We start from the raw sequence: 15,749 nt of genomic DNA, 5'->3' as shown, positions 1-15,749 counted from the left end.
ATATATTAATATATTATAATTAGTGAGAATTTAGCAGGAACCACTCCGGAGGTGTCTTGTGCCCGGTAAAACAGCAAATCAAGAGAAAGAAGCCGTTCATATCATCGCCAAATCCTTACAGTTATACTTTGGCAAAATGCGCTGCCAAAAAGGCTATTGTCAATTGCATGCCAGCCATGTGCATTGGAGAGAGCTTGCCCTTTCGTCCCTGGGTTGCTTTTTAAGTATGGGTTTCATTACATTGATCAGCACTCATCATGGAGTGCCGTTAATGATTCCGTCTTTCGGGGCTTCAGTGATCCTGCTGAATACGGCTTGTCATGTATCCATGGCACAACCGCGCAACGTTGTTGGCGGGCATGTGATATCCGCGTTGTCCGGTGTTTCTGTATATCAGTTATTAAGCAACGACTGGTGGGCAATCACCCTGGCAGTGGTTTTGGCCATGGCCTTAATGACCCTGACCGGCACACTTCACCCGCCCGGCGGCGCGACGGCCTTCGTCGCGGTTTACAGCGGCCAAAATTTCAGTTTTATCTTGGCGCCTGTCTTTATCGGATCGAGCATACTTATTTTAATTGCTTTATTGATTAATAACATATCATCGACAAGAAAATATCCTCAATATTGGCTTTAAAATCGCAAACCCATCTCATCAAGATAATATTTATCACTTATAAATTAACCCCCGGACACGGACAGACATTTTTGTCTGCCCGTGTCCGGGGGTTAATATTATTGCAGGGTAAATGTCCAGCAATTATTGGATCACGCCAATCGCTCTCCAATAAGGCAATGATACTGATATGGCCACGATAACCAACACAGCGTAGATTAATCCGAATAAGGTAATATGATGCGGAGCCCACCCCCTGTTCCCGGTCATGCCTTCAGCCATTAAAATCCACGGCTGTTGGTAATCAAGATAAAACAGATGCCGGCGCATAACACAAAACATATTGCCGCCCGCATAGGTTCTATCAGTTAAAATGTTCAATAAACACACAGCGTATAATTAATGGACAGACACCTGACTTGGCAATGGGCGAAGAAATTAATACCCTAAAATAAAAAAGCACTCCTCTTTCTCTGATTATTTAATCCAAGAAAATCAGGAGTGCTTTCCTAGTCTGGCGCCAGACCCCAATATCCAATACCCATGCTCGGATAACTTATACTGTCGGCGCCGAAATGAATCTTGCTGAAGAATTTAATCCATAGAGTACCCAAACCAAGGGCCAAAGGGTCTCCCCCCGAATTCAATCATAGCCTTGTCAGGACTTTCGGTCATTGTCTGCATGTTTGATTTGGCACCCACCTGTTTGATGATTATCCCACCGCCGCGATGGTACCCAATACGGCAGCCAGGGTTTTAACCAGAGTCGTGATCTGGTTTGTCATCGCTTTTGGCTTGGGTACTCTTTGGATTAAAAATGATTCTTTATATTTATATAAGACATCCATCATTAAAGTTATGCAATATTCATGCCACATACCAGTGTAGAATATTGGACAAAAAGATCCCGTACCAAACATCAAAGCGGTACGGGATTGCTTTTTGAATTCAACTACAATATTTTATTAATTAAAACTAAATTTATATCTATTTTTTTTCTTTTTCTTATTTGGCTATTGTAGTTCCCTGACTGACCGATACCGGCTCTTTGCGCACCAGCGGCCATTTATCAAAGAAAGTGTTGAAGAAGAGCAATGTCATTAACATGGCGAACTGGCCGGCTATCATACCCATGGTCGGATAGTTCAAACCTAAGAAAGTACTGTTGGCGCCGAAAGGAATCTTGGCCAAGAATTTAATCCAAAGAGTACCCAAACCAAAACCGAGGACAAGCCAGATCACGACTCTGGCTAAAACCCTAGCTGCCGTATTGGGTACCATCGCGGCGGTGGGATAATCATCAAACAGGTGGTGCCAAGCCAACATGCAGACGACGACCGAAAGACCTATTGAAGCGACAATCGCATCCGGGGGGAGCGCCGGGTCAATCGGGGCAAGAACACCTCTTAGCCCCTTCGCTAAGATTAATCCGCCCACTATAGCGATAATAAGTCCAGCGATGCCCATCCAGGGCTGCTTCTTTGCGAAAAATTTCATTGGATAACCTTCGCCACCCTCAGCCGGAACCAGGAATAAGACAATGAACCATTCGCAGAAAGCAACCCAAGTTGTCCAGCCGCCCATAGGCCTATCTACAATTACCTCGTGTCCAAGGGACAAATTCGTCCAGTAGCTCGGCATAATCGTGGCCATCCAAACTAAAACAACCGCCAGGGTGCTGAAGAAGAGCACACCCCATCCTTCGGTCGGCTGCTTGGAAGTGCCCGCGAAAGGCCATTTCTGGAATAAAGAAACGAACGGGATCTGGGCCATGATTACCGGTAAGGCAAAGAAGTTGGCCACTTCCCAGCCTTCAAAAGCCAACTGCACTTCCTCGGCTGTCTTAGGCATAAACATCAAACCAAGGTTAAATGGTTTCCACCAAATGCCGAGAAAACCGATGATGACAAAGAACGCGATCAAGCCGACGGCCCAGGCAACCAGGGTGTACCAGATACCGGCCTGCGGCTGTTTCGTGGTGAATATGTTCTTGCCGTAGTTGCCCATCACTAGCGTCTGCCAGATCCAGGGGTTGATTACCATCCAGAAAAAGCTTCCTTCTATCATGGCTTGCAGTAACTGACCTTGCAGTTTCGGATCTGCCTCCGCCAGCCCTTGGGCGGCTAGAGAGGCGAAAATAGCTTTAAAAAACGTTGACCATATCGGCCAGAAAATACAAGATAAGACAAAACACAGAATTAGTGCCACCAGACCGGTGGACAATTGGCCTTTAAATACCCGTTTGACAACGAACTCAGACATTAACTAACCCTCCCTTTAAATTTTATTGGTTTGACAATTTCAATAATTAAGCAGATTAAAACAAGTGCCAAAAATCCTAGAGTTTAGAATATTTAAATAACTTCGCTGCTACTTGTTAAAACGTTATGAATCAATAATGCCAAACAGCAAAAGCATTCCCCAACTCACAGATATTACTGCAAACTCACAAACTCAAAGCGTCTTTTTCCCTAATCAACCTCAGGCCACTGTCCTCACCTCCTCAGCTAAACATAATTCAAACTTCCTGGAAAGCAATCTCGATAAAAAAATATTCCTTAAGCGTCAAACGAACAGCGGCCCAATAAATATGTGTTGGAAATCCTGGAATCATCACCACCATTGAAAATCAACGGGCAATTAACTTCCAGGGCTTCCAACCTTAAGATATCACATGCAATATTAATTTATTAACTATTGATTAAATTAATAACTATTATTTATTTGCCTTCAGCTATTTGTCTCAGCTTGTAGCGCTGGATCTTGCCGGTCGCGGTCTTCGGCAGTTCCTCAATCTGCTCAATCCACCGCGGGAACTTGTACGGAGCAATTGTTTTCTTAACAAAGAGCTTAACATCATTCATGAGCTCTTCATTCACTGTAACGCCTTCTTTGAAGACAACATACGCCTTCGGCTTGATCAGCCCGTCGTCGTCCGGCGCGCCGACGACACCGCATTCCAGCACTGCCGGGTGCAGCATCAAGGTAGCTTCCACTTCCACAGGCGAGACCCAGATGCCGCCGGCTTTGATCATGTCGTCGCCCCGGCCGGCGTAAGCGAAGTACCCTTCTTCGTCTTTGACGTACTGGTCGCCGGTATTAAACCACTGGCCCTGGAAAGTATTTTTTGTCTTCTCGTGCTTGTTCCAGTAGCACGACGCGATGCTTTCGCCTTTCATCATCAAGATGCCGGCTTCACCGGTAGGCACTTCGTTGCCGTCCGGATCCACAATCTTGGCCTCGTAGCCCGGCACCAACTTGCCGCTGCAATCTGGCCTGGACTCGCCAATCCTGTTGCTGATATAGATGTGCAGGATTTCCGTCGAGCCGATCCCGTCCAGAATTTCAACGCCCCACATTTCTTTAAATTGCTTCCACACAGCGCCTGGCAGCGCCTCACCGGCCGATATGCCCAGCCTGACCGAGCTCAAATCATATTTTTCCTTGGCGTCTTTTACCTGCAGCATGGCGTTGTATGATGTCGGCACTCCGAAGAAAAGGGTTGGTTTGTATTTGGTTATAACACTGTAGACGTGATCGGGCTGCGGACGACCCGGATCTAAAACAAGCGTACCGCCGACGTATAATCCAAAGAACATCCCGTTGCCGAGACCGTATGCGAAAAACAATCTCGCCACGGAATAAGTGCTGTCGTTCTCGTTAATCTTCAGAACACCTTTAGCATACAACTCGGCGCTGTAGGACATGTCGTGCTGCAGGTGGACGGTGCCTTTCGGGAAGCCGGTAGTCCCGGAGCTGTAAAGCCAGAACGCCGCATCATCCGGTCCGGTGGGAGCGGTTTCACATTCGGTGGAGCAACCGTTGAGCAACTCGTAATAATCAAGAGTGTTATCAACCTTTTCGCCGACAACGATGATAGTTTTCAAAAACATGAGTTCATCTTTTACCTTAAGCACTCCGGGCAGCAGGTCCTTGCTGACGACAAGAGCCTTCGCCCGGCTGTCGTTCAACAGGTAACGGTAATCTTCCGGCATTAACATGGTGTTGGTCGGAATAGGTATTGCGCCGATCTTAATGGCGCCAAAAAAGGTATAAACGAATTCCGGGCAGTCAAAGGTCAGCAGCAGCACCCTGTCTTCCATCCCTAAACCCAAAGACTTCAGCGCGTTACCGAAACGGTTGACGTTGTCCAGGAGTTGCTTATAGGTGATCTTGTCGTCCTGGTGTAATATAGCGACCTTGTCACCGCGCCCTTGTTGAACGTTCCAATCGATAAAACGTTCCGCAGCATTAAACTTTTCCGGAAAACTGAGTTGAGTAGATTCCATTTTTGAGCCTCCCTTATTTTATACTAAAATTTTAATATTCAAAAAATAATATTTGTGCTGTTAAGCAGCACTCTAATCTAAAAAAAAATCTCTCCACGCGTATCAAAAAAGAGCAATCCCAACTAATAATCCGGCTGAATTCCGCGGCAGTTCAAGGTGATTTATGCCTTAACTTACTGTACCAAGCTTTATTTGGAACTATTAATATAAATCTTAAGACAAAATACTAAAACAAGGAAATATTCTGTGTTTCCTCACCTCCTCTTTAGAATCAATGTACGTACAGTTTCAGCATGTTCAACTTAACTGCTGTTTATGATCCAGACCGGTAAACTAGCCAAATTCAAACTTACTAGAGCTATGTTTTTCTTAAATTCTAGTAATTTGAAAATCTTTTTAGTCCTTTTCCTACTTATAGAATATTATTCTATAGAATTGGTAATTATCCTTCCAGGCATAAGTGAAAATTTTTGAAACAAAAAAACCCGCGAAGGCACACTAATAAGCCCCTGGCGGATTTTCACGTTTCATTTGAATATAGTGCTAAAACATACCATGAAACAATTGCCGCGGTTCTTTAGGATAGATGAAAATATTAACATTATTATCATCCTTCTTTAATTGATTAAAAGTTAATTTATTTAATAAATAATACCATTTATTTGTAACATCTACATTATAAACTATTGACTGAACATTGTCAATTATCTTTATTGTCAATTATTATAATTCTTAAGCGCAAATCATGTCGGAAGTAGTAAGAAACCCGGCCAGATGCCGGGCTTTTTATTGCTTGTAATTAATAATTGTAATTGTTATTCTTTTTTATAAACCAATCAATTAGCTGTCTGGCAATGCTGATGGAGCCCGGCAAATCCGGCAGGCGTTTCACTGAGAACCATCTTGCTTCGCTAATTTCTTCCTTATCAATAATTATTTCTCCTCCATCATATTCAGCGGTGAATCCGATCATCAGCGAGTTAGGGAACGGCCAGGGCTGGCTGCCGAAGTAGGATATATTTTTTACCTCTACGCCTACTTCTTCTTTGACCTCTCTCCTCAAACACTCCTCCAACGTTTCCCCGGGTTCGACAAATCCCGAAATTACCGTGTAAAATGGCACCTTAAAATGGTTGCTTTGGATAAGCAAAATCTGATCATCTTTTAACACCGCGACGATAACCACTGGAGAAATGCGGGGATAACTGGTAAACCCGCATTTTGGACACACCTTGGCATACTCGTTTAACCTCTCCTCAGTCCGGGCGCCGCATTGGCCGCAATATTGATGCGTGCGATCCCAGTTTATTATTTGAAACGCCCTGCCGGCCAACCAAAACAAGTCTTCCTCGATCAGCCCGTACAACCGTCTCAAACCAATAAATTTCATATTTTCCGGAACAGCCGGTTCGTTTAATACTTCCGCTGTATAGCAAGGCAAGCTACTCAACGTGCCCAAGGGAATTTTTCTTACCTGCTCCAGCTCGAACCCGGCAAGGTCATTGCTTAACGGAATAGCAGCCTTGCCGTTGTCCATCAGCGCCAACAATCTTTCCTGATAAAACACCAGCCAGTATGACCGCTCAATTGCAGTTGTTGCCGATATCATGACATTTCTTCCTTTCAGAAACCATCGCTGTGTACTACCACGGGAACTGATTCGCCTTTGGCAGCCATCGGGCACCAAAGGGCTAAACAGCTAGAAAGGAAAAAACCTCGGTTTCCCAAGGTTTTTCCTTTTTCTGGTCGGAGCGACACGACTTGAACGTGCGGCCTCTACCACCCCAAGGTAGCGCTCTAGCCAAACTGAGCTACGCCCCGGTAAAACTACTAGTGTACGCAACAATTATTTTAACGGTTCCCCGGTTAAAAGTCAAGAAATGAACAGTTGAAACATTCTAAACACTATTTTTGCCAACTTCCTTGCGCTTAACTACTTTATTCATATAGAGTCCGGTCGCGAGCACGAAAATCAGCACAACCACAGGCAGCGCAAAATCAAAGTAAGGAATGTACCGGCCGATATTTTCATAAATAATAATATCCTTGGTAATCATCTTTCCCGCTGTCCAGGCCAGAACACCTGCCCCGATGTAGACAATACCCGGATATCGATCCAGCCATTTCAGGATAATCGTGCTGCCCCATACAATGATGGGAACACTGAAAAGCAGGCCGAAGATGACCCTTTCCAGGCTCCCCTGAGCGGCGCCGGCGATCCCCAAGACATTATCGATACCCATCACGACATCTGCCATAATGATGATTTTTATCGCGTTGAATAAACTTTTTCCGACATCGCATTCTACTGCTGCTGCTTTTTCCTCAAACAAGAGTTTCAGGGCAATCCAGACCAGCAAAGCGCCTCCCGCGAACTGCAGAAAAGGAATTTTTAATAAATACAAGGCGATGGCGGTCAAAACCACACGCATAATGACAGCGCCGGCGGTGCCGAAAATAATTGCTTTTTTTCTTTGCTCCGCCGGCAGGGCTTTGCAAGCCATGGCGATCATTACGGCGTTATCGCCTCCCAAAACAAGATCAATGATAATGATGCTGAGTATGGAGATCACAACCTCTGATTCAACCAAATTCACTTCACTCCTTCTATGTGCTTATCTCAATATTCCCCGCCAAATACCAAATCATTAACAATGTTTTTTGTTATATTTAAACCATAAAAAACGAGACTTTTAACATAACCATCCTCGACGGTAATGTTAAAAGTCTCGCAAGTTGGCAATTACGCCCAACGGTAAAACCAGGTAATAACCGGCTGTTGACTTTACCAGCATTTTCTTGCTTCGCTACTCCCCTTTAACACTTGAAGTATATTTTATTTACTGCTTCCTTGTCAACATCTTTCAGAGAATAAACTCCTACGCTTTTTTCTTTTTTAAGATAAATTCCATCCCCACATCCGGGTCCGCCCAGTAACTTGTCAAGCTGAACCCTTCCGCGATAAACTTCCTGCAGTCATTTACGGCTTCCTCAAGACTATTGAGAAACTGTTCGCCGGTTTTGTCACGCAGGTCGGGTATATTATCAATGGTTACTTTTTCTATAAAATATTCTTTCTCATTTATTAACGGCTCCATCCTGGTCTTTGGCATGAGTTACACCTTCCTTACAGAATTTTATATAAATTTATTCTTCACTCTTTATTTAAATCCTTCCCGCCGGCAAATTTTCTATACCATTTCAACACCAATCCCCGGCAGCGAGCATATACCAATTCTATAAAATTTATTGCGTCGAGCGAGGCGAAAGCATTGACCCTGTTCTTAATCGTCATGCTGATAGTTTCCATCAGCATGGACAGCTTCGGCATAGGGATTGTTTACGGTATAAGGAAAATTAAGCTCCCTTTTCTCTCAAACTTGTTCATCGCCTTTTTAACCGGGCTAAGCACACTTTTAGCCATGAAGACAGGCCTATATTTTTTTACCCTGCTGCCCCCGCGCTGGGCTGATTACACCGGCTCGGCGGCTCTAATGGCCGTCGGGGTCTGGACTATGCTGCAGTCATGGGCGAAGCCCAGCGAGAACACCAGTATGGAAATAGCTCAAAAAAATGTCGAAGAGAAAGATAACCACAAGGAAGCTCCTAAAACCTTTTTTACCTTAAGGATAAAAAGCTTGGGGCTGCTCATCCAGATCCTTAAGGAACCAGCCTCCGTGGACCAGGACTACTCAGGTGTCATTGATTTAAAGGAAGCCTGCCTGCTTGGCGCCGCGCTTTCGCTAAACAACCTGGCCGGCGGCGTGGCGGGAGGCATGGCGGGCTTAAAGCCGGAACTGACCGCACTCCTGTCCGCTATGATCAGTTTCTTGTTCTTTCTGGGGGGAAACCGCCTGGGGCGCAGTCATTTATCCAGGTGGACCGGCGAGAAGGCCGCTTATATCGCCGGGTTGTTGCTGATAATTATCGGTGTGGCCGAGTTTTTTGCATAAAAAAAGGGGGCTGGCGGGAGAAGCTTCTCCACGCCCTCCCCCTGCCAGGGGCTTTTAATTGCAATTAGTGAAGCAAATTAATCAACTAGCTGGAATCAGGAAGCGGATCAGCAGGTAAACCGTGCAGATGGCGACCGACATCAACATCATCGGAAAGGCCACCTTGGTAAAATGGATAAAGGTAATTATGACTCCCCGTTTTTCCGCTAAGCTGGCCACCACCACGTTGGCGGAGGCGCCGATTAAAGTGCCGTTGCCGCCGAGGCAGGCTCCCAGAGAAAGACACCACCAGAGCGGGTTCAGGTCGGTAATGCCGCCGATTTGGCCCATATCCCTGATCAGCGGGATCATGGTGGCCACGAACGGGATGTTGTCCACGAAGGCCGACGCTATGGCGGAAAGCCATAGGATCAGGAGCCCGGTGGGAACCATTTCGCCGCCGGTCAAAGCCAGTGACTGCCTGGCGACGTATTCAATCACGCCGACTTCTTCCAGCGCGCCCACCACAATGAACAGGCCGACGAAGAAGAATATCGCGGTCCATTCCACGGAGGCCAGGGCAGGTTCCGGATCGTCAAGGGTGATCAGCAAAAGGATGGTGGCGCCGGCCAGCGCGATGGTCGCGCCTTCCAGGTGCAGGGCCTGGTGCGTGATAAAGCCTAAAATTGTCAGGCATATGACGAAAACACACTTTTTGAGCAGCGCCAGATCCTTGATCTCCGCCTTCTCATCCATGCCCAAAATACTTTTTTGTAATTCGGGAGTTGTTTTCATTTGTTTCCGGTATAAAAATTTCAGCCAGATCATGTTGGCGATGTGGACCACAATAACCACCGGGGTCAGGGCCTTGACAAAGTCCATAAAACCAAGGCCGGTGGCGCTGCCGATCATGATGTTCGGCGGGTCGCCGATCAGGGTCGCCGTACCGCCGATATTGGAAGCAATTACCTCCGCGAGGAGGAATGGGATCGGATTCAGCTTCAACTTCCCGGCGATGGCGAAAGTCACCGGCACAATCAGCAAAACAGTGGTGACATTGTCCAGGAAGGCGGAAACAACAGCCGTCACGGTAGCCAGTGAAATCATGATCCGGATCGGCTCGCCCTTGGACAATTTGGCCGATAATATGGCCAGGTACTCGAACAATCCTGTGCGGCGGGTGATCCCGATGATCACCATCATGCCGATCAAAAGACCGAGCGTATTAAAGTCGACTGCCTCTACAGCCCGCTCCTGCTCAATCACATGAAACAGCAATATTACGGAAGCGCCCAACAGCGCCACCACCGCCCGGTGGATCTTGTCAAGAATAATTAGAAAATAGGTGCATAGAAAAACTACCACGGCAAATATAACTTGAGAATTACCTTCCATTCTTCCTAATCCTCCCAATCTCAAATCTTGTATACTGTATTCAATATAGAACTCGCGTTTTTCCCTTAAACATTTAGTGATCGTAATGATATAATTTTTATAAAATGGCAGTATGGTATGGTATTCGGAGAAGCACTCCAACACATCTGTTTGTGTCAAAAGGCTCCGGGGGGCCAGCCATAAGAATACCTCCGTCTGGGGCAAGCAGAGGGGGTATTTACTTATTGGCATTAAAAGGGATGCGGCATCCTTCCGTACTGAATCGCATATCTGCTGCTTGAATCAAGCGCCAACCCTCCTTTGCTGGATTATTTGTCTTCATTGCCGCGGATATTCCCTTCAGGTCAGCGTGACAAAACGTCCACTGCTAATACTGTGCCAAAAACCCTCCCCTCTTAACACAAAATACATAATACAAAATACACTTGGCATATAATATGCAATAATCATGCCAGGCTATATTCGCGCCTAAAATCAACCTGGGACTGCCCCCCGTAAACTGCAGCACTGCATTATTGCGCAGATGACTGCAAATTTACAAATAGTTATGCTAAAGGCCCAACCTGACCGGCGGGGGGCCGTTAAGCACAAACAAGAAAATAAAAAGGCAGACGGGAGAACCATTCCCCTGTCTGCCCCGGCATGTTTTAATTTTGCCGATTACTTTTGTTTCGTGAGTATATTCGTTATAGGTTTTAGAAGCACCGCCAGAACCAGTCCCAAAACCAGGGTGACGCACATCGCGGTCATGGTATGGGCGTAGTACCAGAACAGAAGATAAGCCGTGGAAACCACTATGGACATCAGCATCAGCGGGAAAGCTATTTTCATATAGCCGATGAAGCTAATGTGCACACCTCTCTTTTCGGCCATACCGAGAACAACCACGTTGGCTGAAGCGCCGATGGCCGTCCCGTTGCCGCCCAGACAGGCGCCCAGGGACAAAGACCACCAGAGCAAGTTCAGGTCGGTAATACCGCCCAGTCGGCCCATATCCTGAATCAGTGGGATCATTGTCGCCACAAAGGGAATATTATCCACAAAAGCGGAGGCAATGGCGGACAGCCACAGGATCAGCATGCCCGTAGGCACCAAATCGCCGCCGGTCACATCTAAAGCCCATTTGGCCACAGCCTCGATTACGCCAACCTCTTCCAAAGCGCCTACGATTACAAAAAGGCCGATAAAGAAAAACATTACCGGCCACTCCACGGCCTGCAGGGCATGCTCGGGATCTGACCTGGTGATCAGGAGCAGCAGGCTGGCTCCGGTCAGGGCAATGATAGAAGATTCGAGATGGAGGTACTGGTGAGTGACAAAGCCCAGGATGGTCAGGGCAAGCACCACCAGACACTTGCGGAGAAGTGCGGCGTCCTTGATCTCATCCTGTTCATTCAGCTGCATGATGGTGGTCTTCAATTCATCCCGCGCCACCAATTGCTTTCGGTAAATTATCTGGATGCAGAAAACAGTCAACACATAGACAACCACTATCACCGGTGTCAGGTTTAAAAGAAAGTCCATAAAACCAAGATTATTGGCGCTGCCGATCATGATATTAGGCGGGTCGCCGATTAATGTGGCCGTGCCGCCGATATTGGAGGCGATAATTTCCGGGATCAGGAACGGCAGCGGGTTAAGCTCAAGCTGCCGGGCGATGGCAAAGGTAACCGGCACGATTAGGAGCACCGTCGTCACGTTATCCAGGAAGGCTGACAAAACAGCAGTCACCAGTGACAGGGCGGCGACAATCTTGAGCGGTTCACCTTGCGAGCCCTTGGCCGCCTTAACGGCCAAGAATTCAAAAACACCGGTCTGCCTGGTAATCCCCACGATGATCATCATGCCGACCAGAAGACCGATGGTGTTAAAATCGATGGCCTCAACCGCTTTTTCCAAACTGACAATACTCAGGACCGCCACCAGGGACGCCCCGAATAAGGCCGCGATCGTCCGGTGGATCTTCTCAGAAACAATTGCCGCGTATGTAAACAAAAAAATAGCAATGGCAATAATTTCCTTATAATTCTCAGGCAATGGTTTCCCCTCCTTGCTCAAAGCTCTAGCAGATTAACTCAATTTTTGCGAATTAAAAGCCGCCATTGTGATGTGAGCGGCGATGATCAATATTGCATCAGCCGGTGACTGGGTTAACCTACTTGCCGGAGTCGCACCCGTTATGCAGTACGATCTCCGGTTACTTTTGTTTTGTGATCATATTGGCTACAGGTTTAAGAATTAAAGCCAAAACCAGCCCAATACCCAGTGTAATACACATTGCGGTCAGGGTATGGGCGTAGTACCAGAACAGAAGGTACGCCATGGAAATCACAATAGACATCAGCATCAGCGGAAAGGCTATTTTCATATAGCCGATGAAGCTGATGTGCACACCTCTTTTTTCGGCCATGCCGAGAACAACCACGTTGGCTGAAGCGCCGATGGCCGTCCCGTTGCCGCCCAGACAAGCGCCCAGGGACAGCGACCACCAGAGCAAATTCAGGTCGGCAATACCGCCCAGGCGGCCCATATCCTGAATCAGAGGGATCATAGTCGCGACAAACGGGATATTATCCACAAAAGCAGAAGCAATGGCGGATAGCCATAAAATCAACATGCCCGTAGGCACCAAATTGCCGCCGGTCACTTCCAAGCCCCATCTGGCCACAGCTTCGATTACCCCTACCTCTTCCAAAGCGCCTACGATTACAAAAAGGCCGACAAAGAAGAAAATCACAGGCCACTCCACGGCTTGCAGGGCGTGTTCGGGATCATACCTGGTGACTAGGAGCAGCAAACTGGCCCCGGTCAGGGCGATGATGGAAGACTCAAGATGGACGTATTGGTGAAGCACAAAACCCAGGACGGTCAGGAAAAGCACTATCAAACATTTGCGCAAAAGCGCGGCGTCTTTAATTTCATCCTGTTCATTCAACTGCATGATGTTGGCTTTCAATTCATCCCGCGCCACCAACTGCTTCCGGTAAATTATCTGGATAATGAAAATAGTCAATACATAGACAACCACTACCACCGGCGTCAGATTAAAAAGAAAGTCCATAAAACCGAGCCCGGTGGCGCTGCCGATCATGATATTGGGCGGGTCGCCGATTAATGTGGCCGTGCCGCCGATATTGGAAGCGATAATTTCGGGGATCAGGAACGGCAGCGGGCTGAGTTCAAGCTGCTGAGCAATGGCAAAAGTAACCGGCACGATTAAGAGCACAGTAGTCACGTTGTCCAGGAAGGCGGACAAAACAGCGGTTACCAGGCACAGGGCGGCGACAATCTTGAGCGGTTCTCCCCTCGAATTCTTGGCCGCCTTGACGGCAAGGAATTCAAAAACGCCGGTCTGCCTGGTAATGCCGACAATAACCATCATGCCGACCAGAAGACCGATGGTGTTAAAATCAATGGCCTCAACCGCTTTTTCCAAACTGACAATACTCAGCACCGCCACCAGGGACGCCCCGAATAAGGCCGCGATCGTCCGGTGGATCTTTTCAGAAACAATTGCCGCGTATGTAAACAAAAATATGGCAATGGCAATAATTTCTTTATATTGCTCAGGCAATAGTTTCCCCCCCTTATCTGAATAATATCTTGTATACTGTCTTCAAAACAAAATTAACTTTTTCCTTTTAGTATTTAAATGGAGTAGTGATATAATTACATTTCGATAAGCCAATACTCTCAATTTTAACCATAAATATATGGCCCCGCCGCCAAGGGCGGGACCGTAATAGCAAGTGCAGCATTATCCTGATATTTTCTAATTGCTTTCTTTTTTACCCGCCTCCAGTTCATCTCCTACATTCCGGTAGACTTTAGTCATCCCGAAAGTGAGTAAGACTAACCCGGCGAGGCCCAGGGTTATTCCCAAAAGGTAGATCGACACTAATAACGTTGAGTTTCCGTTAAAAATCGGTGCTACAATTCTTGCCAGCACTACCCCAGTTAGCGAAACCAGAGTACCTGACACCCAGAATTTTACGCTCCGCCCGCTCATTGCACCAACGGAACCAGCGTAATGTAAACACCGGTCAGGATAGCCGAGGTGATTACACCGCTGACACTACACCCGATTGCAAATGGTAAAACAATGGCATAAGGATTAGCTGCCGTAACCTCTCTTTGGGCAACTTTGCTTGTCGTGGGTATACAAGAAACGCCGGCGATACCGACTACTGGGTTAAACTTTTTCCCGCTGATAAAGTACATGAGCAGGCCGCCGATAACGCCTCCAACGCCGGAGAAAAAGAGAGCGAACACACCGAGAAAGAGCAGGATGAGCACTTTCGGATCCAAAATCGTGCTTGCTTCACACAGCACTCCTAAAAGCAACCCCAGGAAAAAAGTAGACCCATAGAGGACGGGTCCTTCCAAAAGTTCCGCAAAGTGCTTCAGCCCGGATTCCCGTACCGCTACACCCACGAAAAAGGACATGAACAAAGGAGCGGCCACGGGGAAAAGAAGGCACAAAACCGTACAGGCAATAATGGCAAACGCAAATTTTTGACCGGAGCTGACAGTGGGCAGCGAACTCAAATCCATTTGTATTCCACGAAGTTTCTTCGGAATCAAAAATCTGATTAAATAGGGATAACCGCCGTAGCACAAGCTTAAGTAAAGATAGGCCACAATGGTTATCGGAACAAACAGGTGTTTTGCCAGCATCAGTGAAGTAAACAGCACCATCGGGCCGTCCGCCCCGCCAACAACAGAAATGGCGGCTGCTTCACTAAAGGTGAGCCCGCAGGCCACAGCCACCGGAAACGTGAGGACAGAACCTAATTCGGCGAAGAGAGCGATAAACATACTGGCAAAAGGCCTTGCCAGCAGGTACCCGACATCTGTGATAACCCCGATGCCCATAAAGACTAGGCAGGCAATTAAACCGTTGCTGAAAGTATAAGTATAAATTGGCTGCAAAAAGTCGATTTGCAAGATATTTATCAGACTCGCCGGGTCCGACACCATCGGGGCCACAAAAATTGTACCCATGTTGCCGGAACCTTCCGGCATCATAGCCACCATCTCAGGTGCGATAAAGAGCACCGCGGCGTTTACAGAAGCCATGCCCAAACCCATAGGCAACATGATCAGCGGATCGAGAATTTTTTTGTAGCCCAAGTATACTAATAAAAAACCAAGAACTATCAGCACCAATCTAGCTATGGCAATTTTGGGCTCGCTAGCGAAAAGCGTCGCGACTCCCTGGAATAAATTTAATACATTAATTTCACCCATATATACCAACCTGCTTTCAAGCGGCCTTCATACTCCTAGAGAATATAGCCAAAGGCCGATCACCACCAACATAGTGATGCAACATGCCAATCCCGCAATACACTACCCTGAAGCAGGCCACACCCCTCCTCTATTTGATTAATAGCCTCTCGGCATTCGCCGAGGCAGATGGCACAAGGCTTTGCTTGAACCATCGTTATTGAATTCCTCCTACTTACCATAGAGGAATTTTTTTTAAATCCGCATCCAATTGGGAATTCGGATCTA

At 47.0% G+C, this 15,749-nt stretch carries 14 protein-coding genes and 1 tRNA gene; 2 read left to right on the top strand and 13 right to left on the bottom strand.

What is annotated here, in order from left to right; genetic code table 11:
* Window positions 1-58 precede the first annotated feature (58 nt).
* A complete protein-coding gene (locus tag L9W92_RS19215) occupies window positions 59-637 on the top strand; it encodes an HPP family protein (protein WP_240084541.1) in 579 nt (192 codons plus the stop codon).
* Between the two features lie 123 nt (window positions 638-760).
* On the opposite strand, the gene L9W92_RS14900 is transcribed toward L9W92_RS19215, so the two are convergent.
* The 8 genes from L9W92_RS14900 to L9W92_RS14865 form a co-directional block, all read right to left on the bottom strand.
* The gene (locus L9W92_RS14900; protein ID WP_240084540.1) at window positions 761-946 is read right to left on the bottom strand and encodes a hypothetical protein; all 186 of its coding nucleotides are present in this window, start codon (window positions 944-946) and stop codon (window positions 761-763) included.
* Window positions 947-1,329: 383 nt separating this feature from the next.
* The gene (locus L9W92_RS14895) at window positions 1,330-1,467 is read right to left on the bottom strand and encodes a hypothetical protein (protein WP_240084539.1); all 138 of its coding nucleotides are present in this window, start codon (window positions 1,465-1,467) and stop codon (window positions 1,330-1,332) included.
* Between the two features lie 154 nt (window positions 1,468-1,621).
* Window positions 1,622-2,683 carry a hypothetical protein gene (locus L9W92_RS14890; RefSeq protein ID WP_240084538.1) on the bottom strand — a complete coding sequence of 354 codons (1,062 nt, stop codon included), beginning with the start codon at window positions 2,681-2,683 and terminating at the stop codon, window positions 1,622-1,624.
* Window positions 2,684-3,336: 653 nt separating this feature from the next.
* Complete coding sequence (locus L9W92_RS14885) at window positions 3,337-4,905, bottom strand: benzoate-CoA ligase family protein (protein ID WP_240084537.1); 1,569 nt, start codon at window positions 4,903-4,905, stop codon at window positions 3,337-3,339.
* 799 nt (window positions 4,906-5,704) lie between these two features.
* Window positions 5,705-6,514 (bottom strand): NAD(+) diphosphatase, encoded by an 810-nt coding sequence (gene nudC, locus L9W92_RS14880; protein ID WP_240084536.1) that lies wholly within the window; start codon window positions 6,512-6,514, stop codon window positions 5,705-5,707.
* A 134-nt stretch (window positions 6,515-6,648) separates the two neighbouring features.
* Window positions 6,649-6,726: transfer RNA gene (locus L9W92_RS14875), tRNA-Pro, on the bottom strand.
* Window positions 6,727-6,803: 77 nt separating this feature from the next.
* Entirely contained in the window at window positions 6,804-7,502 is a 699-nt protein-coding gene (locus L9W92_RS14870; RefSeq protein ID WP_240084535.1) for a TerC family protein, read from the bottom strand.
* Window positions 7,503-7,784: 282 nt separating this feature from the next.
* Window positions 7,785-8,018, bottom strand: a complete 234-nt coding sequence (locus L9W92_RS14865; RefSeq protein ID WP_240084533.1) for a hypothetical protein — start codon at window positions 8,016-8,018, stop codon at window positions 7,785-7,787.
* A gap of 159 nt (window positions 8,019-8,177) precedes the next feature.
* Here L9W92_RS14865 and ytaF point away from each other — a divergent pair, with 159 nt between their 5' ends.
* On the top strand, window positions 8,178-8,858 hold the full coding sequence (ytaF, locus tag L9W92_RS14860; RefSeq protein WP_240084532.1) for a sporulation membrane protein YtaF: 681 nt from the start codon (window positions 8,178-8,180) through the stop codon (window positions 8,856-8,858).
* An 81-nt stretch (window positions 8,859-8,939) separates the two neighbouring features.
* On the opposite strand, the gene L9W92_RS14855 is transcribed toward ytaF, so the two are convergent.
* The 5 genes from L9W92_RS14855 to L9W92_RS14835 all read right to left on the bottom strand — a co-directional run bounded on the left by L9W92_RS14855 (window position 8,940) and on the right by L9W92_RS14835 (window position 15,482).
* Window positions 8,940-10,232, bottom strand: a complete 1,293-nt coding sequence (locus L9W92_RS14855) for an ArsB/NhaD family transporter (protein WP_240084531.1) — start codon at window positions 10,230-10,232, stop codon at window positions 8,940-8,942.
* Window positions 10,233-10,892: 660 nt separating this feature from the next.
* Window positions 10,893-12,269, bottom strand: coding sequence for an ArsB/NhaD family transporter (locus tag L9W92_RS14850; protein ID WP_240084530.1), 1,377 nt, complete (start codon window positions 12,267-12,269; stop codon window positions 10,893-10,895).
* A gap of 160 nt (window positions 12,270-12,429) precedes the next feature.
* The gene (locus L9W92_RS14845) at window positions 12,430-13,806 is read right to left on the bottom strand and encodes an ArsB/NhaD family transporter (protein ID WP_240084529.1); all 1,377 of its coding nucleotides are present in this window, start codon (window positions 13,804-13,806) and stop codon (window positions 12,430-12,432) included.
* 198 nt (window positions 13,807-14,004) lie between these two features.
* Window positions 14,005-14,241 carry a hypothetical protein gene (locus tag L9W92_RS14840; protein ID WP_240084528.1) on the bottom strand — a complete coding sequence of 79 codons (237 nt, stop codon included), beginning with the start codon at window positions 14,239-14,241 and terminating at the stop codon, window positions 14,005-14,007.
* The gene (locus L9W92_RS14835) at window positions 14,238-15,482 is read right to left on the bottom strand and encodes a sodium ion-translocating decarboxylase subunit beta (protein WP_240084527.1); all 1,245 of its coding nucleotides are present in this window, start codon (window positions 15,480-15,482) and stop codon (window positions 14,238-14,240) included. The genes L9W92_RS14840 and L9W92_RS14835 overlap by 4 nt, the downstream gene beginning before the upstream one ends.
* Window positions 15,483-15,749: the final 267 nt, after the last annotated feature.

It is taken from the genome of Pelotomaculum terephthalicicum JT, assembly GCF_022410535.1.
GTDB lineage: Bacteria > Bacillota > Desulfotomaculia > Desulfotomaculales > Pelotomaculaceae > Pelotomaculum_D > Pelotomaculum_D terephthalicicum.
Note: the sequence above shows the minus strand (reverse complement) of the source record. Positions and strands in the feature narration are given on the sequence as shown.